Annotated in this window: 17 protein-coding genes; 12 read left to right on the top strand and 5 right to left on the bottom strand. The window is 45.3% G+C overall.

Annotated features, from left to right (window positions below; genetic code table 11):
• Nucleotides 1-12 precede the first annotated feature (12 nt).
• From AC1RNB_RS15105 to AC1RNB_RS15085, 5 genes are all read left to right on the top strand, one after another.
• Nucleotides 13-2436: a S9 family peptidase gene (locus AC1RNB_RS15105; RefSeq protein ID WP_493084138.1), complete on the top strand. Its 2424-nt coding sequence runs from the start codon at nt 13-15 to the stop codon at nt 2434-2436.
• Nucleotides 2437-2710: 274 nt separating this feature from the next.
• Nucleotides 2711-3400 carry a response regulator transcription factor gene (locus tag AC1RNB_RS15100; RefSeq protein ID WP_493084136.1) on the top strand — a complete coding sequence of 230 codons (690 nt, stop codon included), beginning with the start codon at nt 2711-2713 and terminating at the stop codon, nt 3398-3400.
• Nucleotides 3401-3402: 2 nt separating this feature from the next.
• Nucleotides 3403-4794 (top strand): sensor histidine kinase, encoded by a 1392-nt coding sequence (locus AC1RNB_RS15095; RefSeq protein WP_493084134.1) that lies wholly within the window; start codon nt 3403-3405, stop codon nt 4792-4794.
• A gap of 93 nt (nt 4795-4887) precedes the next feature.
• Complete coding sequence (locus AC1RNB_RS15090) at nt 4888-5715, top strand: hypothetical protein (RefSeq protein ID WP_493084132.1); 828 nt, start codon at nt 4888-4890, stop codon at nt 5713-5715.
• Between the two features lie 9 nt (nt 5716-5724).
• Entirely contained in the window at nt 5725-7368 is a 1644-nt protein-coding gene (locus AC1RNB_RS15085; protein WP_493084131.1) for a tetratricopeptide repeat protein, read from the top strand.
• A gap of 52 nt (nt 7369-7420) precedes the next feature.
• Here the strand turns inward: AC1RNB_RS15085 and AC1RNB_RS15080 are convergent, their stop codons facing one another.
• On the bottom strand, nt 7421-8662 hold the full coding sequence (locus AC1RNB_RS15080; RefSeq protein ID WP_493084129.1) for a peroxiredoxin family protein: 1242 nt from the start codon (nt 8660-8662) through the stop codon (nt 7421-7423).
• Nucleotides 8663-8741: 79 nt separating this feature from the next.
• A complete protein-coding gene (locus AC1RNB_RS15075) occupies nt 8742-9224 on the bottom strand; it encodes a PPC domain-containing DNA-binding protein (RefSeq protein ID WP_493084127.1) in 483 nt (160 codons plus the stop codon).
• An 84-nt stretch (nt 9225-9308) separates the two neighbouring features.
• Between AC1RNB_RS15075 and nhaD the strand changes: the two genes are divergently transcribed.
• The 4 genes from nhaD to treF all read left to right on the top strand — a co-directional run bounded on the left by nhaD (nt 9309) and on the right by treF (nt 14572).
• Nucleotides 9309-10589, top strand: a complete 1281-nt coding sequence (gene nhaD, locus AC1RNB_RS15070) for a sodium:proton antiporter NhaD (RefSeq protein WP_493084125.1) — start codon at nt 9309-9311, stop codon at nt 10587-10589.
• Nucleotides 10590-10669: 80 nt separating this feature from the next.
• The gene (locus AC1RNB_RS15065) at nt 10670-11788 is read left to right on the top strand and encodes a lactonase family protein (RefSeq protein WP_493084123.1); all 1119 of its coding nucleotides are present in this window, start codon (nt 10670-10672) and stop codon (nt 11786-11788) included.
• A gap of 27 nt (nt 11789-11815) precedes the next feature.
• Nucleotides 11816-13066, top strand: coding sequence for an MFS transporter (locus tag AC1RNB_RS15060; protein WP_493084122.1), 1251 nt, complete (start codon nt 11816-11818; stop codon nt 13064-13066).
• Nucleotides 13067-13069: 3 nt separating this feature from the next.
• Nucleotides 13070-14572 (top strand): alpha,alpha-trehalase TreF, encoded by a 1503-nt coding sequence (treF, locus tag AC1RNB_RS15055; RefSeq protein WP_493084120.1) that lies wholly within the window; start codon nt 13070-13072, stop codon nt 14570-14572.
• Between the two features lie 2 nt (nt 14573-14574).
• On the opposite strand, the gene AC1RNB_RS15050 is transcribed toward treF, so the two are convergent.
• From AC1RNB_RS15050 to AC1RNB_RS15040, 3 genes are all read right to left on the bottom strand, one after another.
• Nucleotides 14575-15042 (bottom strand): hypothetical protein, encoded by a 468-nt coding sequence (locus tag AC1RNB_RS15050; RefSeq protein WP_493084118.1) that lies wholly within the window; start codon nt 15040-15042, stop codon nt 14575-14577.
• A 243-nt stretch (nt 15043-15285) separates the two neighbouring features.
• Nucleotides 15286-16788: a S10 family peptidase gene (locus AC1RNB_RS15045; protein ID WP_493084116.1), complete on the bottom strand. Its 1503-nt coding sequence runs from the start codon at nt 16786-16788 to the stop codon at nt 15286-15288.
• A 145-nt stretch (nt 16789-16933) separates the two neighbouring features.
• A complete protein-coding gene (locus AC1RNB_RS15040) occupies nt 16934-18589 on the bottom strand; it encodes a DUF3472 domain-containing protein (protein WP_493084114.1) in 1656 nt (551 codons plus the stop codon).
• A 96-nt stretch (nt 18590-18685) separates the two neighbouring features.
• Here AC1RNB_RS15040 and AC1RNB_RS15035 point away from each other — a divergent pair, with 96 nt between their 5' ends.
• From AC1RNB_RS15035 to AC1RNB_RS15025, 3 genes are all read left to right on the top strand, one after another.
• Nucleotides 18686-19543: a bestrophin family protein gene (locus AC1RNB_RS15035; protein ID WP_493084112.1), complete on the top strand. Its 858-nt coding sequence runs from the start codon at nt 18686-18688 to the stop codon at nt 19541-19543.
• Between the two features lie 117 nt (nt 19544-19660).
• Nucleotides 19661-20311, top strand: a complete 651-nt coding sequence (locus AC1RNB_RS15030) for a TetR/AcrR family transcriptional regulator (protein WP_493084110.1) — start codon at nt 19661-19663, stop codon at nt 20309-20311.
• A 148-nt stretch (nt 20312-20459) separates the two neighbouring features.
• A complete protein-coding gene (locus tag AC1RNB_RS15025; protein WP_493084108.1) occupies nt 20460-21497 on the top strand; it encodes an HlyD family secretion protein in 1038 nt (345 codons plus the stop codon).
• Nucleotides 21498-21551 lie beyond the last annotated feature (54 nt).

The raw sequence follows: 21551 nt of genomic DNA, 5'->3' as shown, positions 1-21551 counted from the left end.
AACTACACTATCATGAGAAACACCCGAAAAATCACCGCACTGCTGTTGCTGTTATTTGCCTTTGGCTTTGCCATAGCGCAGGATGCTACCAGTTACCAGTTGCCCCCCAAAGAGGTTGCCGATCTGTTACTGGCAAAACCTACCCCTGCTGTTCGTATAAACAGCAAAGGAGAATGGATGTTGCTGAGCGAACGCAATTCTTACCCCACCGTGGAAGAACTCGGACAACCCGAAAGCCGCATTGCCGGTCTGCGTTTGAACCCCAACAATTTTTCTCCCAGCCGTCAGTTCTTCGTGAATAATTTCAGGCTGAAAAATATCAATAACAACCAGGAGTTTGCGATAGCAGGTTTACCGGCCAATTTGCTGGCAGGTAATGCCAGCTGGAGCCCTTCGGAAACCAAAATTGCTTTTACCAATACCACAGGCAGCCGCGTAGACCTGTACGTAATTGATCTGGCTACCAAAAAAGCAACGAAAATCAATAAGCAGGCGGTAAATACCGTATTGGGCACTGCCTTTACCTGGGTAGATGATAATACCATTCTTTACAAATCCACCACACAGCCGGCAGCAAATGCGCCCAAACGCCCTATTACACCGAAAGGACCCACGATTCAGCAGAGCCTGGGTAAAGCGGCTCCCAGTCCTACTTACCAGGACCTGATCAAATCCCCTTACGATGAACAACTGTTCGAGTTCTTTGCTACCACACAACTGGTACAAAACAAAAACGGGGTAGAAACCAATATCGGTAAAGCAGGGCTGATCAGCAGTTTCAGTTTATCGCCAGATAAAAAATACATGATGGTACGTACCATCCGGAAACCTTTTTCTTATCTCGTTACTTCGTTTGGGTTTCCATCAACCATTACTATTACAGACCTGACAGGTAAAGTAGTAAAAGTACTGGCAGAATTACCTTCCACCGAAGGCACTCCTTCGGGTTATGATAATACGCAGAATGTACCCCGCGGTTTCGACTGGCGCGATGATGAAGCCGCTACCATTACCTGGGCCATGCCATTGGATAGTGGCCTGATTAAAAAACAGGTGGAGTTTCATGATGCCGTATATGCCTTAAGTGCGCCTTTCACCGGCGAAGCCAAAGAATTGTTCAAAACCAAAATGCGTTATTCCGGTACTACCTGGGGCGATGTTTCACTGGCATTGGTAACGGAGGTTTCACGTTCCAGGCAGCTGGGTCGTGTAAGCCGTTACAACAGCACCACTAACAGTCTGGAGTTACTGTATGAACGTAATATCACAGATGCCTATAACAATCCCGGTTCTCCGGTACTGACAAGAAATAAATTTGACCGGCAGGTGATTCAAACCACCGATAATGGCAGTAAAATCCTGATGAATAATACCGTGGGGGCATCTGCCAAAGGTGATCTGCCTTTTCTTGCCAAGTTTGATCTGTCTACCAAACAGAACGAAATTCTCTGGCGTTGCCAGGAAGGGGTGTTTGAAACGGTAGAAGATGTACTGGATGCCAATAAACTTATTCTACTGACCCGCAGGGAATCGCAGAAAGAAGTACCGAACTATTATATCAAAAATCTGGTACTGCGCATAGCTGACAGAGCTATTACCAGCTTTGCCAATCCTTATCCGCAACTGGAAGGTGTAACCAAAGAGAAAATCAAATACAAAAGAGCCGATGGGGTTGACCTTACCGGTGACCTGTATTTACCAAAAGGGTATAACAAGGAGAAAGATGGTCCTTTACCCGTAATAATGTGGGCCTACCCCAGAGAATTTAATTCTGCCGCTGATGCCGCGCAGATCAGAGGCAGCAAAGACCGGTTTACTACTTTAAGCTGGGGTACACCGATCTATTATGTTACGCAGGGATATGCCATCCTGGAGAATGCGGAAATGCCGATCGTAGCATCGGGACCGGATAAAAAACCCAATGATAATTTTGTTGACCAGCTGAAACTGAATGCAGAAGCGGCTATCAACAAACTGGTAGAAATGGGTGTGGGCGACCGTAACCGGATGGCGGTAGGTGGCCATAGTTATGGCGCTTTTATGACGGCCAATTTACTGGCCCATACCAACCTCTTTAAAGCAGGTATTGCCAGGAGTGGCGCCTATAACAGAACCCTCACTCCTTTCGGTTTCCAGAACGAGGACCGCACTTACTGGCAGGCACCGGATCTGTACCATGATATGAGCCCATTCAGTTATGCAGATAAAATTAAAACACCGATCCTGCTGATACATGGCGAGGCAGACGATAATACCGGCACCTACCCCATTAACAGTGAACGCCTGTTTGCAGCCATTAAAGGAAATGGCGGAACTGTTCGTTTTGTGTTTCTACCTTATGAGGCACACGGATACCGGGGTAAAGAAAATGTGTTGCATATGTTATGGGAACAATACCAGTGGCTGGAAAAATATGTGAAAGCTGCCAAAAAATAACCACTGATTGATCAAAAAGGAGGAACTGTCTGGATCCTCCTTTTTGATTACAGGAAACGATAGCTTAACAGTACAGAACACTTCAATGGCTGTACGCGATCAGCAAGCCTCCCATATTCCCGGAGTATAGAAAGTGGGGATTTTTTGAAATGTTAGGAAATAGCTGTTTTTTATTGGTCAGCCGGAGATTAGAATAGGATTTGAATTCAGCAAACAGCCGTTCAGATGCGCGGAAATCAGTAATTATGCAGATGCAAGCTAAACGATGTTATTTATGGAAGAACTTACGATACTGATAGTTGAAGATGAACAGAAGATTGCCAACACACTCAAAAAGGGGCTGACAGAAAATGGGTACCAGGTAGATGTTGCATTTGATGGTTTGATCGGACAAAGGCTTTTTTTGGCTAACCAGTATGATCTCATCATATTAGACATTAATCTGCCCGGGATCAACGGTTATGAGTTATGCAGGATCATACGAAACAAGAACCAGCAGGTTCCTGTAATTATGCTGACGGCCCTGTCTACCATGAACGATAAACTCGAAGGCTTTGATGCAGGCTCAGACGACTATCTGATCAAGCCATTTGAGTTCAAGGAATTGCTGGTCAGGATCAGGGCTTTATTAAAAAGAACCCAGCACCAGCAATTGCCCGCAGGAAACATCCTCCGCATCAATGATCTGGAAATGAACCTCGACACGAAAGAAGTTAAAAGAAATAACCATATCATATCCCTTACGGCTAAAGAGTTTCAGTTACTCGAATATATGATGCGCAATAAAAACCGGGTGGTATCCAGGGCCGATATAGCTGTGAATGTGTGGGATATTGACTTCGATACCAAAACCAATGTAATTGATGTATATGTAAATTACCTGCGTAACAAGATTGATAAACAGTTTCCTGACAAACTCATTCACACCCAGATTGGGATGGGATATGTTCTTAAAGAGTACTAACGATGAAGATCAAATACAGGATAACAATACTATTTTCGATTGTGGTTAGTCTGATCCTGCTGATCGTATGTATTTCTATTTATTATTTCTCAGACCTGAACAGACAGAAAGATTTTACCAGAAGAATTCAGAACAGAGCCATTACTACAGCCAACCTGCTATTGAAAGTAGAAGGAATAGATACCAACCTGCTGCAAAGGATCGACGAAACAACCATGATTACCATCAAAGAAAAAAGTGTGGTTATTTATGATGATCGGGGGCAGAAATTATACCAATATGCAGATAGTAATACAACTGCCGCAACCCTTGACAGTATAGGGTTAGAAAGAGCCAGTATCAGGGGCGATTATCATTTTACGGATGGCAGCAAAGAAGGTTTGGTAATCAATTACAATTATCAGAATCACCGTTATATACTCGTTGCCTCTGCCATTGACAAAAGCGGACTGGAAAAATTGTCCCAACTGCGCATCATACTTATGATCAGCTTTTTTTCAGGCATTTTAATTACTGTGATTTCAGGAAGCGTCTTTTCTGTGAATATTGTATCTCCGATACAGAATATCACCAGGGAGGTGAAAGAGATTTCATCGCAGAACCTGACCAGAAGGATTAAATTATCCAAATCAAAAGATGAGATACACGAATTATCGGCTACATTCAACGATCTGTTAACAAGGCTGGAAGAGTCGTTTGACATACAACGCCATTTTATCGCAAATGCATCCCATGAATTATCAACACCCCTTACTTCTATACTGAGTCAACTCGAAATAACCTTACAGAATGAACGCAGCGCCAAAGAATATGAAACAGTTCTCCGGTCTGTGCACGAGGATGTACGCAACCTTACACAGCTTACACGCAGCCTCTTGGAAATTGCCAAAGCTACCGGCACCTCTAATGGAATGGAACTTACATTGGTGAGGATGGATGAACTGATCATGAAGCTTCCCGCTGAACTGAAAAAAATAGAACCTTCTTTTCATGCGCAACTGCACTTTGATAATTTCCCTGATAATGAAGATGGTCTTTTGATATTCGGCAATCCAGATCTATTATACAGTGCCATCAGGAATATTGCAATCAACGCCTGTAAATATTCGCCGGATCATCTTGCCAATATCTCCCTGGGATTTTCAGACGATAAGCTGCTGATCAGTATCAGCGACAATGGCCCGGGCATCAGTGACGAAGATAAAAAAATGATATTCCAGCCATTCTACAGAACCTCAGAAACAAATCATATACATGGCTTTGGACTGGGTCTGCCGCTGGCACTGCGCATCATTAACCTGCACAAAGGCAGTATTGAGATTGACAGTACCGCCGGCAAAGGCACCCGTTTCAAGATCGGCCTGCCCATTGCACAACGCTTTCACAAGGTCTGAGCGAATGGTGTATCACTGCAGTTACTGAATTCTAATACTATTCTAACCTCACTATAATTACCTTTTAATCATCAGGAAAGATATTCGTTTCCGATGATGCCTTTTACCAATATATTAATCAGCTTCGAAGATGACGAAACCGTTTGTCTGGCTATAGAAAAAGCCTTACTGATTTTTGGCCAGAAAAATACGCGTATACATCTGCTTAAATGTTCTGAAAATACGTTTTCCTCCCTGACAGGAGATTCGGCTGCCTCCTGTGAAAAGGAAATGGATGAACTGAAACAGAAAGTAGCGCAGCTGAAGGGGAAATTCAGAATCATTTCAAACACTATATTCAGGAAGAATTTTTCAGTACGGTTCAAAAAATATTTCATTGCTGAAAAGATTGATCTGGTAATGAATGTGCAGCATAAAAACTATTCATCACAACTTTCTCATGCACATTTTTTTTATCACCGTCTGTGTATCAAAATGAATGTTCCGGTACTGCTTTTCATGTATAAATCACTGGTACAGGGCATCCGGTCGGTATTCATTCCCATTACCGGCTGTATGCCGGCAAAACGCATCCAGATTGCGCTGGATGTATCTGCCAGGTATCATGCCCAGATCTATATTGCTACGGCACTGGATGATGCTGACACCAATATGCAGCATGTCTCTGATTCTTTTTACCAGACTTTTAAAAACCTGACCGAATCCGGGCATCTTCCGCTCTACAAGGTATTCCTCGGTAAACAGACGCCGCAGGCCATCCTGGATTACGGGGAGCAGATAAGGGCGGATCTGATTCTGATCAACCTGGAAAAAAAACATTCGTTTGCAGAATGGCTCGAAGAAAAAAAGGAAAATCTACGCTTGTTGTTTTCTTCAGCCTGTATTATAACCATGAAACCTCATTTATCAACAACTGCATAAACCAACAACATGAAGAAAAAAATATGGATTCTCCTGCTAAGCTCAGCAGCCTATTGCACTGTTTTTGGGCAAACACTTGCAGATGCGATAAAGGACTATCAATACGAACGGTACCAATCTGCTGAAATAAAATTGAAAGAATTAACCACCCGTGAGCCGGAACAGGTATTACACTGGTATTGGTTAATACGCACTGCCCTGGCTCAGGACGACACGGCAAAAGCAAGCAGCTATTTTACCGGCCTTCCTGCTTCGATACAGGATCAACCCATGTCTAAAATCACACATGCCTGTATTTCTCTTTATAAAAGTGATTCTCTGCAGGCACAACGTTTATTTACGGAAGCACTGGGAACATCCCGAAAAAAGAATCCGCTGGTACAGCTGGCTATCGCCGAAGCCAATATTGATGCACCACATGGCAACCTGTATTACGCGCTTGAGATGCTGACAGAAGCCGCCAGGAAAGAGCGAAAAAATGCAGCCATTTACATGGCCGCCGGAGATGCCTACCGGAAAATGTATAATGGTTCAGAAGCCTTTAGAAATTATCAGGAAGCCGCAGAACTGGACAATAGTAATCCGGTAGCCTATTATAAAATGGGAAAAATTTACCAGACGCAAAACAATGAATCAGTATTTACCGAATACTATGATAAAGCCATTAAAGCAGATCCCTCATTCGGGCCGGTGTATTTTCAACTATACCTTGCCAGCTATTATAAAGATGTAAACAAAGCACTCGAATACCTACAGAACTATATTTCGCACAGTGACCCGAATATCAAAAACGGCTACCTGCTCACAGATCTCTACTATGTATCAAAAAAATATACAGATGCCATTCAGAAAGCCAATGAACTGATTACCGCTACAGCTAATAAACCCAAGCCGAGAATATACAAACTACTGGCCTATAGTTATGATGCCGAAAGCAATAACCAGATGGCGGAAGAGAGTCTGAAAAAATATTTTTCTGCTGAGAATGACAGTAATTATGCGGCCAGTGACTTTGAACTGATGGCAAAGATCAGTACCGCCAAAAAAGAAGAAGCCGAAGCTGCTATCTGGTACGAGAAAGCTGTACAGGTAGAAAAAGAAACCGCCAAGAAAACCGCTATCGTAAAAAAACTGGCTCAGTTCTATAAAACACAGAAAGCATACAACAAACAGGCATATTGGTATCAGCAACTTTACCAGCTAGATAGTACCAGCCTGAATAATGTTGATATATTCAGCTGGGGAGTAGCTAATTATAATGCACAGCAGTATCCCATGGCCGACAGTGTTTTTGCCATCTATGAAAAGAAATACCCGGAACAGAGTTTTGGCTATTACTGGCGAGCCCGTTCCAACGCAGCGATGGATACTGCCATGGAAACCGGCATTGCCATACCACATTATGAAGACCTGATTAAAGTTGGCATGAAAGACAGTTCCAATGCTACCACCAAAAAATGGCTGATACAGGCTTACGGATATATTGCCGCTTTTAAAGTGAACAAGGAAAAGAAATATGACGATGCCCTTTCCTGTTATGATAAAATACTGGAACTGGATCCTGGAAATAATGAAGCAGAAAAATACAAAGCAATACTTGAAAAAATGATGGAGGCGCAGCCTTCGGCTGCAGAAACACCCAAAGGAAAATAAATTTTCTCAGGCAGGTTGTAAAACAGGCCGGTGGATTCTTCTGCCGGCCACTTTATTTTACAGGTGTTTTCAACAGCTCGTCAATAGTTGCTGCAAATTCTTTTTTAAGTTCCTCATGATAAGCTCCTGCTCCCGGGCCTTTAAACCCTGCTTTGATCTTTGCTACTTTGCCATTCTTACCGATAAAAATAGTAGTGGGAAATGCTTTGATAGGTGTTAACTGCGGCAATGTTTTCCCGGTACGTAAGGTATCAGAAACAGTAACACCTGTGATCAGTAGTGGATACTGCACCTGAAAGCGGTCTTTGAATTTCCTGAGGCTGCTCCGCGATCTTTCGAAATCGGTACTGTACTCATAGGCCAGCCCGATCACTTCTACGCCCCGCTGTTTGTTCTTTCGATAGTACTCACTCAAAAAAGCGGTTTCATCCATACAGTTCGGGCACCAGGAGCCCATGATCTGTATTATTACCACTTTATTTTTGAACCTGGCATCATTGATCGATACCCATTTTTTATCGAGATCACGGAAACGGAAGTGAAGCCTGTCTTCTCCCTCTCTCATAAAAACCGCTGCGGCATCCGGAAGAGAGGCATTTTCATTTCGTTCGGCCACCCAGGGTTCTTTACCGGTAGCACCGGAATAAAACATACCATCGCTGATCTGGTTGGCACTATTAATTTTTGCCGTGAATAAAAAAGCATGCGATCCGTCGAAAGTGCTTAACTGCAATTCATCTCCGCTTACATAGCCCGTCAGGTAACGGTAATCGCCGGAGGGCGCCAGTACGGTTCCCCGCAATACATTGCCTTTCTGCTGCCAATCGCCGATAGCGGGTCTTGTGGTGCCATTGGGCCTGGTTAAAGTAACCGCCCATTTACCGGTGAGGTCGGTTACTGCCGGTGCCAGTGCGGGTGCGCTAACCGTGGCCTGTGTTTCTGCAACAAAAGGCATTACAGACCATTGAGCCGAACCAGCACTGGTCCAGCTTCCTTCCCAGCGCTGATCAGAGATCCGTTTGGCACGGAAATAAGATTCAAAAACCGGCATATCAATCCATACCGAATCGGCACTGTACCTGATCTTATCCACCCGGATCTTTTCCGCAGCATTGATAATATACATGACCGTTTTCTGGTTCTCTGTTTTCAGATCAAAATGAAACCGGATCTGTTTACCATCTTCGCGCAGCAGATTACCAAACCAGGCACCGGTTACCAGATTTTTCTGGGCATAGGCTGTTTGCAACAGCAGTAAACCCATAACCACCCAACTTATTTTTCTCGCTATCATATACAACTTTAGGTGAACGAAAATAGAAACTGCTGACGAATACGCTTTGTTAATTTACATAACAGGAACAGTAATGGCTTTACTGTTTTGCCGGTTTCACCTGTAATTCCTCCCAGGGTGTGGAACCATCTTTTTCCCTGTTAAAAACATGTTCTTTGCTTTCTCCGATCACAATTTCGGCAGTGGTGTATATTTTACAGCCATCCAGCAAGTGTCCGCCAATGGTTTTACCGGTACTGTCAGAAAGCGACACATGCATGTGCGATCCATTCACAGATACGGTGCCCACCAGACTCACAATTTCAAAATGACCTTTATCACTATAGCTTTTTTCCTGGTTGGCAAACCTGACCTGATACTCTGTCAGGCTACCCACCGCTGTGGCTATCCAGCCTGCAGCGATCTGGTGTTGCTTAACGTACAATTCAATGGATTGTTTGAGGTCCTGTCCCGGTAATAACCGGAAAGCATGGGTAATCGTAACAGGTTGCATAGGCTTCGGAGAATGGCAGGCAGTGAGCAGCATCAGCAGCAGTACACTGGTGAATAAAGGGTAACGCATCTAACGAATTTAAGAAATTGCCCCGGCTGCCGGAGCTATTCAAATATCAGATAACTTTGAAGAGATCATTTAACTGCTGCTATTATGGCCACCATACTGCTTATTACGGTTTTTGTACTGGGTTATCTTGCCATTGCCTTTGAGCATCCGTTGAAACTGAATAAAGCGGCCCCGGCATTGATTACGGGGGTAGTATGCTGGACCATTTACCTGCTGCAGGGAGATAACCCGCACACGGATGTAGAAGAACTGATGCACCACCTGGGCGAAATTGCCTCAATCCTGTTTTTTCTGCTGGGCGCTATGACGATTGTAGAACTGATTGATTCGCATAATGGTTTTGAGATCATTACACAGAAGATCACTTCTACCAAAAAATCAACCTTATTATTACTGGTAGCCGGCATCACGTTCTTTCTTTCCGCCCTGCTGGATAATTTAACCACAGCCATCGTTATGACTTCTCTCTGCGCCAAACTGCTTACAGACAAAGAAGACAAACTCTGGTTTGCCGGCATGATCGTGATTGCCGCCAATGCAGGCGGTGCATGGTCGCCACTGGGTGATGTTACCACAACCATGTTATGGATCGGCGGACAGATCACCGCCCTCAGTATCATTAAACAACTCATCCTGCCCAGCCTGGTGGTATGCATCCTGCCCGCTGCCATCATTGCGCGGAAATTTGCCGGAAAAACATTAGCCCTTCATCCCATTGCCAATAGTACCGAGAAAGAGAAAAGAGAAGGAACCATCATCTTATCTGCCGGTATCGGTTTTCTGCTTTTTGTACCCGCTTTTAAAACGGTTACGCATTTACCGCCATTTATGGGTATGATGCTGGCGCTGGGTTGTATGTGGATCATCACTACCCTGCTTCACAAAGAAAAAGAACCTGAACTGGCAGAAAAATACAATGTGGCCCGCGCCCTGCAGAAGATCGATTCTTCGAGCATTCTTTTTTTCCTGGGCATCTTACTGGCCGTAGCGGCTTTGCAATCTATCGGGTTGTTAACACAACTGGCGCAGTTTCTCAGTAATACTTTACAGAATGATTACCTGATCGGCATTACACTGGGGATTTTATCTGCCCTCGTAGATAATGTACCGCTGGTAGCCGCTTCGCAGGGTATGTACGATCTGGCTACCTACCCTACGGATCATCCTTTCTGGGAGTTCCTTGCACTGACCACCGGTACCGGGGGCAGTATGATCATTATTGGTTCGGCCGCCGGTGTGGCCGTAATGGGCATCGAAAAGATCGATTTTATGTGGTATCTCAAAAAGATCAGTTGGCTGGCCCTGGTAGGTTTTGCCGGTGGCGTGGGTGTATTCATGCTGCAGCACCTGTTTCAACAGGCCTGATAGCAGGAACCAAACATTTACCATAGCAGCTTTCTTATCTCGCAGGCAATCTTTATCTTACAGTTCCTAAAAAAACTTCTATGCGTTACCTGCTTGCTTTGTTCATTGGAGTGATTTCCCTTTCTGCCAACGCCCAACAGTATTATCTTTTTGTAGGCACTTATACCACCGGTAAAAGCAAAGGCATTTATGTTTACCAGTTCAATGCCAAAAACGGGGAAATGCAATGGGTGAGTAATACCGATAGCTGTACCAATCCTTCTTTTCTGGCAGTATCTCCCAATGGCAATTTTGTATACGCCGTAAATGAAACAGGCCGCGAAAATCCAGGCAGGGTAAGTGCTTTCGCATTTGATAAAACAAAAGGTAAACTGCAGTTGCTGAACCAGCAGGCCAGTGGAGGAGATGATCCCTGTTTTATTACAGTGCATCCTTCGGGTAAATGGGCCGTGGTGGCCAACTATAGCGGTGGCAGTCTCGCCGCTTTTCCCCTCGGCACAGACGGCAGCATCCAACCCTATGCACAACTGATACAACACAAAGGTTCCGGCCCCAATCAAGCCCGGCAGGCATCGGCACATGTACATTCCACTTTTTTCTCGCCCGACTACCAATACATTCTGGCACCTGATCTGGGTATGGATAAGATCATGAGTTACCATTTTACAGCCACGGCCTCCAAACCCCTGCAGCCGGCGGTTCCGGCATTCAGTGCCTCTGCACCCGGCAGCGGGCCACGTCATGTAGCTTTTCATCCTACCCAATCTATTGTTTACCGGCTGGAAGAAATGACAGGTACCGTTACCGTATCTGCTTATAACAAGGGAACCATGAAAAATATCCAGACCATACCCACACATCCGGAAGAATTTACGGGCCAGCCCGGCAGTGCCGATATTCATCTCTCACCCGACGGTAAATTTCTTTACGCTTCTAACCGTGGCGAGGAAAATAATATCGCCATCTTTTCTGTAAACCCCAAAAGCGGCAAACTCACCAGTATTGGCTACCAGCCTGTAGAAGGTGCCCAGCCACGTAATTTCATCATCGATCCTACGGGTAATTTTCTGATCGTGGCCAACCAGAAAACCAACAATATCGTCATCTTCAAAAGAAACCACGAAACCGGTCTTTTGCAGCCAACCCTGCAGAAAATAGAAGTACCCAGTCCTGTTTGTTTACAGTTACTCGCTAAATAACACATTATTCATTACTAAAAAAACGTTATGCAGAACTGGAAGATCAAAGCCTCGCTTTTTCTCAACTATTTCGTCTTCGCCATTCTGCTGAACAGTGTAGGCACGGTAATATTGCAGGTGCAGAACAATTACGGGGTAACGCAGGGATCGGCTTCGGTACTGGAAGCATTCAAGGACCTGAGTATTGCAGGGGTATCCTTCCTGATCTCTTCCTATATTACCCGCATCGGTTATAAAAATGCCATGCTCATGGCACTGGGTTTTGTAACAGCGGTTTGCTTTATGATGCCATTCACGGCCAGTTTTCTCACTACTAAATTATTATTCGCCGCGGTGGGTTCCGGTTTTGCACTGATCAAGATGTCGGTATACAGCACCATCGGACTCGTAACCCGCAATGAGAAAGAACATATCAGTCTGATGAATTTTATCGAATCCTTTTTCATGGTCGGCATCCTGACCGGTTATTTCATCTTCGGCTATTTTGTAGATGACACCAACCCGCAATCTACCCAATGGCTGAAAGTATATTATGTTTTGGGCGGCATTTCACTCGCAGCCTTCCTGTTATTGCTGAGCGCCCCGCTGGATGAATCTTCCATCCGTAACCAGGAAAACGGTTCCATGCTCGCAGATTTCGGAAAAATGTTCCGGCTCATGGTTTCGCCCATTGTACTCGTCTTTATTTTCTGCGCTTTTTTTTATGTACTGATCGAACAGAGTATCATGAGCTGGTTGCCCACTTTTAATAACAAGGTATTACTCTTACCTGCTGCATTGAGCATACAGATGGCCAGTATACTGGCAGGGTCTACGGCAGTGGGACGTTTTCTTGCCGGACTCGTATTGAAAAAACTAAACTGGTTCCTCGTACTGGCCAGTTGCCTGGTATTGGCAGCGGCATTGGTATTGGTGGCTATTCCGCTGGCATCGAATGTTTCCGGTACACCCATCACCGGCTGGAGTACGGCACCGATAGCGGCATTTATCTTTCCCCTGATCGGTTTACTGATCGCTCCTATTTATCCGGCGGTGAATTCAGTGATCCTGAGCACTTTACCTGTACAGAAACATGGACTGATGAGTGGTCTGATCATCATCTTCTCAGCACTGGGTGGCACCACAGGTTCCATCATTACCGGGCATATTTTTGAGAGTTATGGCGGACAAACCGCGTTTTATTTCTCACTCATCCCCATGGCTATTTTGATTACCTGTCTGTTTATTTTTAAACGTCTGCAGAACAAGTTCAAACTGGCGCAGACTAATCAATCCTGATCCATGGAGGCAAGTACCTATCTCACCCTTGAGCAACTATCACCCCTGTATGAAGATGTACAGATGAGTGGGCTTTTTGCCGATTCCAAATATTTTGTAGATGCCATTCCGTTGCAACCCGTTGCAGTTATTATGGCTGCTTATACAGCAGCCAGACCCGCACCGGATTTTGATCTCCGCCAGTTTGTAGCAACCTATTTTCGATTACCGGCCGAAGCAGATAACAGTTATCGTTCGGCCAACAAACCCATCCACATCCATTTAGCAGAACTGTGGAACACACTTACCCGTACACCCGATCAGCAGGCGGGTACATTGATCCCTTTACCGCATCCCTATATCGTTCCGGGTGGAAGATTCAGGGAAGTATATTACTGGGACAGTTATTTTACCATGCTGGGATTACAGGTTTCCAAAAGGGTGGATATCATCGAGAACATCGTCAACAATTTTGCGTATCTGATCAATACTGTTGGGTTCATTCCCAATGGTAACCGCAGTTATTATCTCGGTCGCTCGCAGCCACCTTTTTTTGCTTCGATGGTTTTATTATTGATGGAAGAGAAAGGCGAAGAAATTCTGAGTAAGTATCTCTCTCCTTTGGAAAAAGAATATGCTTTCTGGATGGATGGTATTTCCCAACTATCAGATACACAAACCACGTACCGGCGTGTGGTAAAAATGCCCGACGGTGCTGTATTGAACCGTTATTGGGATGATATGGACACACCCCGGCCGGAAGCATTTACAGAAGACAAACACCTGGCCGAATCCTCCGGTCGTGATTCCCGGGAAGTGTACCGCCATATCCGCGCAGCGGCAGAATCGGGTTGGGACTTCAGCAGCCGCTGGTTCAGTGATGGGGAGACTATGCAGACCATCCAAACCACTGACCTCATTCCGGTAGATCTGAATTGCCTCCTGTGTTCGATGGAAATGTTATTATCGATTATTTACGGGAAACTGGGCCAGGCAGAAAAAGACAAGCAAATGCTGGACAATTTTGCGAATAGAAAAAAAGCCATACAGACCTATTGCTGGAGCCAGGAGAAAGGTTTTTATTTCGATTACCAGTTCAGAACACAACAACTATCCGAACAATATACCCTGGCTGCCGTATTCCCGCTTTACTTCCCCATAGCCGATCTCAAACAATCTGCCAGCGTAGCCAAAGTGGTTGAAGAGCATTTTCTGCAACCCGGCGGCTTACGCACTACGTTGCGCAATACCGGCCAGCAATGGGATGCACCCAATGGCTGGGCGCCTTTGCAATGGATCGCTTACCAGGCATTTCATCGGGTACCTTACGAGCACAAGGCACTTGCCCGGCAGATCAAAGACAACTGGATGCGCAACAATGAAAAAGTATATGCGGCTACCGGCAAAATGATGGAGAAATACAATGTAAGTGATACGGACAGCAAAGCCGGCGGTGGCGAATATCCTAACCAGGATGGTTTTGGCTGGACCAATGGCGTGTACCTTGCCTTCAGCGCACAGAGCTAATTTTATTTGTGTTTCCGGTGTTTGTGGTGATGGCTCTTGGGTTTTAATACCGGGTGGGCTTCTTTCTCTGTTTCTACCACAATCCGGCGCTGGTTCTGCATAGCTCCTAAGCCAATTAATAACACCCCGATAAACAGGTACACATACTGAATCAGAAAAGTGTCACCCAGCAGAAACATCTGTACCGTTACAAACAAAGCCAACAATACGCCTTGCAGCATAATGAGGAAAGAATAACGTTTCCCTTTCCGTAATACCTGTGCCATGGTGTACATACTGAACAGGCCCACTACTACCAGCAGCACCCACCCTGCCATCAGGTAATCAGTAAACATGGTACCGTTCAGCAGGTAAAAAGGCAGCCCCAGCGATGTTCCTGTGGGGTCGGTGATCATGTGATAACTTCCATATAATGCGGTGATACAGAGAACCACAAGTAAGGCAACGGATAACTGGCGGGCTGTTTTCATGGTGCGTGATTGTTTGTACAAAAAAAGAAAAAAACCTCAGCTAAACAAATGATAACTGTCATAGAATCTAAAAAAGTAATACGCTGTTTGCATTCATTAATATCCATCTTTATCCCTCTGCGGAAACTCCCTGTTCTCTGCGGCTCAGCGGTTGGATGGAGTTTGCACCAACCGCGGCACCGCCGAGAAGCAGTTTTTTCGAAGAGAAGAAAGTCAATATCCGAGCACTATCCGGGATATTCTTTACTTCACATTACTGCTCCAGCTAAAAAATTCATCCACATCCTGCTTAAACTGCTGCAGGGCGGGCTTGTGGATATAATACATGTGCCCGGATTCATAGGTGTACACTTTCACATTCTTCCGCTGCTCGGGCCGCAGGAACATGTGCTCCAGATCGTATTGCGCAGTAAAATAAGGTGTGGCAAAATCGTAGTAACCGCAACCGAGATACACTTTTAATGCCGGGTTCTTAGACATGGCATCGCGCAGGCTTTCGGCAACATTCAGGAACTGGTTCTGAACATTATTGTAATTCCACGGACCAACATCGCCAAAAATATTATAGCCCTTCTCTTCTTTGAAGTTGAGTTCTTTCTGAAAATAATCGTTGATCGTAGCCGTAAACGGACCATCAATATTGGCAAAGGAAGGATCAAAGCTGAAGCCCTCGCCTCCATCGTCCAGGTCGCGGCCGGTGAAACGTGCATCCAAACGGCCAATGATCAAACCATCTGCCCGGCGCAGTTCTTTCCAGAAACGGTTTTCTTCTACCCGCAGGTTGCTGCGCAAACAGAACTCTTTGCTCAGCCCGGTATAATAACTCATTTTAGTGGCAATGGCATCTTTCTCTGCATCGGTTAACCAGCCGCCTTTCAGCAGTGCCGATGCATATTCGCCCAGTGCAAATTGTTCCGCTTCTTTCAAGGTCTTTTTCAGATCGGCCTGTAAAGCCGGTGCCAGTTTTTTGTGGTACCAGGCAGCAGCAGCATACGAAGGAATGTATAAAGCCCGTGGCAAATCATTACCCACATAATAATCATTGGTACCAAAATTCAGTACGGCTGAAATGAGAAAAATACCATTCAGAAAGATCCGGTACCTGTCCTGCAGAAATTTAGACAAGCCCGCTGCACGCGTGGTACCATAACTTTCGCCCGCCAGAAATTTGGGAGAACCCCATCTTTCATATCGCGATAAAAAATGACGGATAAAAGAACCCATCGATGAAATATCTTCTACATACCCATGAAACTGTTTGGGACTCTCGCCCGCTGCGGCACGGCTAAAACCGGTAGATACCGGATCAATGAACACGAGATCGGTTTTATTCAGCCAGGTATATTCATTGCTGATGTATTGATAAGGTGGTGCGGTAGCCGTACCATCATCCTGCATTAATACACGCTTGGGACCCAGTCCGCCCATGTGCAACCACACAGAAGAAGAACCCGGACCGCCATTAAACGTGAAAGTAACAGGACGTTTACCAGCTTCTTCTCCATCTTTCCGGTAATAGGTGAAAAATACTTTGGCAATCAGTTTCCCGGTATCGTTCTTCAGGTTCAGGTAACCGGTATGCGCCGTGTAGTCGATCTTTTTACCGTCGGCAACTACACTGTTTTTGGTTACAGTTACTTCTACACCGGCAGGTATCAGCTCAGGAATGGTGGGTGCAGCTGCTTTTTGGGAGAAACCTGTTATACTTACCAGACTGGCCAGCAGGCCAAGGACTATTTTTCTCATACGCATTGGGTTGAATGATCAAGATACACATTGTTTTGAATAATTAAAAAACACTGCGCCTTTGCGGCTTTGCGAGAAAATTTGCACGCAAAGCCGCAAAGGCGCAGTAAGAATCAGGTGTTCGATTTATAAACGGTTATATGTTTTATTTTTTTACAGCCAACACTTCTATATCAAATACCAATACACTATTGGGCGGGATGGCTTTGCTGCGGCTGCGGATGGAGTACGCCAACCCGGAAGGAATAATGATCCGGATCGTACCTCCCAGTTTACATTTAGGTACCGCTATCTGCCAACCCCTGATCAAACGCTTCAACGGAAAAGTGGCGGGTTTGTCGCGGGTCTGGTCAAAAATACTGCCGTCTTTCAGCAGGCTGCCTTTATAGTGCACAGTTACCGTATCACTCACCGCTACATACTCACCCGTTCCTTCTTTCAGGATCTGGTAATACACACTTTCTACAGAACCCGTTGTATCTATCTTTTTACTGGCGACTGCTTCAAAAATCAGGGTTTTGTCTTTGATGGCCTGGCTGGCACTGTCTGCATTTTTGGCAACATCCACTACGGGACGTTTCCCTGTGGCTGTTCTTTCAAACAACTGTCCATACACAGCATTGGCTTTTTGGAAACCACCATTCCATAAATAGAAATTTCCGTTTTCTACACCGCCGCCATAGTCGATCCTGTCGCCGGCTTTTCCGGTAGCATCGTAAGAAAAACTACTCTGCGTCAGCTCTTTCCAACTGCCATTCCCGCGCTGTACCCATTGGTTGCCGAACAAGGCTTTGCGGTATAACTGTCCGTTCACGCCCACAAAATTCTCATTGAAGGAATACAGGTTACGCAGTGTTTTACCATCATGCGGCGCTTTAAAGCTGGCGATCAGTTTCCACTGCTGTATTTCAGGAATAAAGAAATAACCGGTGTAGATAGTGGTTTGTGTGGCGCTATCTGGCAAAGCCGTTACCATGAAGGGATAGGTAACCCCTGTTTTCCAGTTGTACACCCAATGACTATGACCACCGGTGCCTTCATTTCCAAAATCATTCGCTACCACCCCATCGCCCTGGGCCAGCAACTTTACTTTGTTGGAGTCGGCTACTTTGTTGCGGTCTATGGCTTCGTTGCCAGAATCCCAGACAGAAAAGATCACCCTTCTTTCAGCCGGACCATTTACCTGGATCCCGAAATAACCTCTCGCAAAACCGCAGGCCATATAATAACTATGCAGCAGATCTGCCCCCTCGGGTATGGTGATCTCGTTATAAAAAGCCACTGCTTTTACCGAGTCGGGTAAAGGATAGCGCAGATGCACCGATGCCGCATTGCGGCGTGGCTGGGGATTGAAATGAATATCGGCTGCTGTGCCCGACAGTTCTATCGACCGGATATCGGCCACTGTTTTACCCGCTTTCTTCAGTGCTTTAAAACGGAGTGTGTAAAAACCACTGTCTTTCACTTCAAAGATGCCTGCAGCTAATTGTGTAAAATCTTTCCCGGCAGGAATGTTCAGCAGTTTTGCTTTGCCATTAAAAGACATGACCAGTTGGGAACCCGCCACCGCATTTTTGGCCTGCAGCCGGATGACGAGTTTACCTGCTTTGCGTACATAGAAAGAATAGCTGATCACCTGCCTGGCGTCTGTCCAGTGTAACCCTTTTTCAACGGAGAACAGATCCGATTCATCACTCTCGGCGGGAACCGCATAACCGGTATAAGCAGGAATACGGGCCGTTTGAGCCGTTAGCAGAAAAGAAACCAACACACAACAAAGGGTAAAAAGGGAACGTAACATAGCGGGTAATTTGGTAACCAAACTTAGTAAAAGAACCGCTGAGCAGCCAAAGAGATTTTATTACTTTAGCGTATGATCAATTACAATCCCCGGGGTATGTTCCCCTTCATTTTCCGTTTTCATAAGGCCGATACAGTACGCCGGCTGTTTCCTGTGATCATTTTTGTATCCCTCTATTCCTGGCTGGTATCTTTTCTGCAGCTGGAATACCTGCACATGGATCTCGGCAGCCATGTAAAGAATATCACCATCATGCACAGTCTGCTCGGTTTTGCCATTTCGATGTTATTGGTGTTCCGCACCAATACGGCCTATGACCGCTGGTGGGAAGGACGGAAACTCTGGGGTTCACTCGTTAATAACAGCCGTAACCTGGCCATCAAGCTGAATAGTTTTTTACCGCATGATGATGACCAGAATCGCCTTTTCTTCAAAAAACTGATTGCGCTCTTTGCTGATGAACTGCGGCAGCATCTGCTGAATGAAAGAACACGCCTATCCCTCGATGAAGAGCCCCATCCCGAGATTCCTGATTTTGATACGAGTAAACATATCCCTAACCAGGTTATCACTTTACTCATGAACAAGATCAGCCTCTTACACCGCGATGGCAAAATCAGCGATTACCAGTTGCTGATGCTGAACCCCGAATTAACTTCTTTTCTCGATATTACCGGCGCCTGCGAGCGCATCAAGAATACGCCCATCCCTTATTCGTATAGTGTGTTCATTAAAAAATTCCTCTTCTTTTATATCCTGAGTTTACCACTCGGTTTTCCGCTTACCCTGGGCTATTTTACCATTCCGGTAGTAGCTTTTATTTCTTATGTACTGGGAAGCCTGGAAATGATTGCCGAAGAGATCGAAGATCCCTTTGGAAAAGACGAAAACGACCTGCCCATGCACAAAATGGCAGAAAATATCCGGAAAAATATAAACGATATTCTGGCCTGATAATCAATCAGTAACAGTGATTCCACCTGTAGGAGGGAAAATTATTTTTTAGTTTTTTAAACAAACGTTTGATTAATTCAAACATTTGTTTAAAATTTGCGCCTTCAAAAGAAGGCTATGGCAAAAGATTTTCCCGAACAGGTGCTCTCAGACAAAAAGCAACACATCATCCACACCGCTATCGAATTGTTTGCGGAGAAGGGATTTGATGGCAGTTCTATCCGCGACCTGGCGGCAAGAGCCGATGTAAACGTAGCGATGGTGAACTATTATTTCGGTTCCAAAGAAAAACTCTTTGAAGCTATTGTAGAATACCGTGCTTCTTTTATGCGAGGTAAATTGGACGAGATCCATGCCAACACTTCCATGACCGAGATCGAAAAGATCGATGCGATCATAGACAACTATGTAGATAAAATCCTCGCCCACCCCTCTTTTCACCGCATCCTGCACCAGGAGCTGCTGAAAAGGGAACGCGAGGCACTGCACGATGGTATCATCCGCATTTTTATGCGGAACACCAAAGTGCTGCACAGCATCATTGACCAGGGCATCAAAAAAAAGGTCTTCCGAAAAGTAGACCCCGAACTAACCATGGCTACCCTCATCGGTACCATTAACCAGGTCATGTTATCCAAACCCCTCTGCGGCATTCTCGTAAATAACGACCCCAACTTCGATCCCTATACCAATGTGGCGTTTAAAAACAGGCTGGTTAAACATTTGAAACTGCTGATGCATTCGTATCTGCTGGCAGAGAAACGCTAGAGAATATCGAACACCGAATATCGAACAATAGAACAATTGAACAGAAGAACAGAGGAGCAAGGAACAGAGGAACAGACGAACAAAAAAAACAGAACGCAGAACATAGAACGCAGAACCAACTAACCATTACGAAAAACAAGCAATCAATATGTCAGTAAGCAACGAAAAAAAATCACCCGTAAAAACCATCGTCTTAATCGCGGTACTGCTGGTAGCCGGTTATTTCGGTTACAGAAAAGTAAACTATGCCATCACACACGAAACCACCGATAACGCACAGGTGGAAACACAGATTACCCCGGTATTACCACGTGTGGCAGGTTATGTGAAACATATCTCGGTAAAAGACTATGACTCTGTAAAAACCGGCGACCTGGTAGTAGAACTGGACGATGCAGAACTACAAACCCAGTTACTCGAAATGGAAGCCGATTTTCGCCAGGCAGAAGTAGACGTGATCAACGCCAAAGCTGCCCTGAACAACGCTGTAGTAAGCCTTCGTGTTAACCAGGGTAATATTGAACTGAGCCAGGTACGTTACAAAAAAACAGAAGATGACCTGAAACGCGACCAGAACCTCTACACCGACCAGGCCATTACCCGCAAACAGTTAGACGACACAAAATTTGCTGTAGCCACTGCTGCACAGCAGTTAACCAACAGCCGCACCGATCTGGCTGCCGCGCAAAGTCGTATTGCTGTGTTGCAGTCAGGTGTACAGAAAGCGTCTGCCGCACTCGATGTGAAAAAAGCCAAAATAGCTCAGACCCAGCTGAAACTGACCTATACAAAGATCTATGCACCACAGGCTGGAAAAATCGGTAAAAAAAATGTATCGGAAGGACAGTTTGTACAGGCAGGTACACCCCTGTTCTCTATTGTTAACGATACCACCTACTGGATCGTAGCCAACTTTAAAGAGAACCAGTTAAAAAAATTATACCCGGGTAAAGAAGTGGATATAGAAATTGATGCCTTCCCCGATACAAAGATCACAGGCATTATCGAAAGCCTGAGTGAAGCTACGGGTGCCAAATTCTCCCTGCTGCCTCCGGATAACGCCAGCGGCAACTTTGTAAAAGTGACGCAGCGTGTGCCGGTGAAGATCCAGATCAAAGACATCGATAAATACCGCAACATGCTGCGTGCAGGTTTGAGCGTATTTGTGAGTGCAGAAACAAAATAAATTACCAGACTATACTCCTCCTTGCACATTCTGCAACAGAGGTAAATTGTAACT

Source organism: Sediminibacterium sp. GW821-FHT12F12 (assembly GCF_058806635.1).
This window is presented reverse-complemented; position numbering and strand designations above follow the sequence as displayed.

Bases quoted from the DNA above. Each gene is read 5' to 3' on its own strand.
- AC1RNB_RS15100 (WP_493084136.1), top strand. From the start codon at position 2,711: ATGGAAGAACTTACGATACTGATAGTTGAAGATGAACAGAAGATTGCC.
- AC1RNB_RS15060 (WP_493084122.1), top strand. From the start codon at position 11,816: ATGCAGAACTGGAAGATCAAAGCCTCGCTTTTTCTCAACTATTTCGTC.
- AC1RNB_RS15090 (WP_493084132.1), top strand. From the start codon at position 4,888: ATGATGCCTTTTACCAATATATTAATCAGCTTCGAAGATGACGAAACC.
- AC1RNB_RS15030 (WP_493084110.1), top strand. From the start codon at position 19,661: ATGGCAAAAGATTTTCCCGAACAGGTGCTCTCAGACAAAAAGCAACAC.
- AC1RNB_RS15080 (WP_493084129.1), bottom strand. From the start codon at position 8,662: ATGATAGCGAGAAAAATAAGTTGGGTGGTTATGGGTTTACTGCTGTTG.
- AC1RNB_RS15025 (WP_493084108.1), top strand. From the start codon at position 20,460: ATGTCAGTAAGCAACGAAAAAAAATCACCCGTAAAAACCATCGTCTTA.
- AC1RNB_RS15040 (WP_493084114.1), bottom strand. From the start codon at position 18,589: ATGTTACGTTCCCTTTTTACCCTTTGTTGTGTGTTGGTTTCTTTTCTG.
- AC1RNB_RS15105 (WP_493084138.1), top strand. From the start codon at position 13: ATGAGAAACACCCGAAAAATCACCGCACTGCTGTTGCTGTTATTTGCC.
- AC1RNB_RS15050 (WP_493084118.1), bottom strand. From the start codon at position 15,042: ATGAAAACAGCCCGCCAGTTATCCGTTGCCTTACTTGTGGTTCTCTGT.
- AC1RNB_RS15085 (WP_493084131.1), top strand. From the start codon at position 5,725: ATGAAGAAAAAAATATGGATTCTCCTGCTAAGCTCAGCAGCCTATTGC.
- AC1RNB_RS15065 (WP_493084123.1), top strand. From the start codon at position 10,670: ATGCGTTACCTGCTTGCTTTGTTCATTGGAGTGATTTCCCTTTCTGCC.
- nhaD (WP_493084125.1), top strand. From the start codon at position 9,309: ATGGCCACCATACTGCTTATTACGGTTTTTGTACTGGGTTATCTTGCC.
- AC1RNB_RS15045 (WP_493084116.1), bottom strand. From the start codon at position 16,788: ATGAGAAAAATAGTCCTTGGCCTGCTGGCCAGTCTGGTAAGTATAACA.
- treF (WP_493084120.1), top strand. From the start codon at position 13,070: ATGGAGGCAAGTACCTATCTCACCCTTGAGCAACTATCACCCCTGTAT.
- AC1RNB_RS15075 (WP_493084127.1), bottom strand. From the start codon at position 9,224: ATGCGTTACCCTTTATTCACCAGTGTACTGCTGCTGATGCTGCTCACT.
- AC1RNB_RS15035 (WP_493084112.1), top strand. From the start codon at position 18,686: ATGTTCCCCTTCATTTTCCGTTTTCATAAGGCCGATACAGTACGCCGG.
- AC1RNB_RS15095 (WP_493084134.1), top strand. From the start codon at position 3,403: ATGAAGATCAAATACAGGATAACAATACTATTTTCGATTGTGGTTAGT.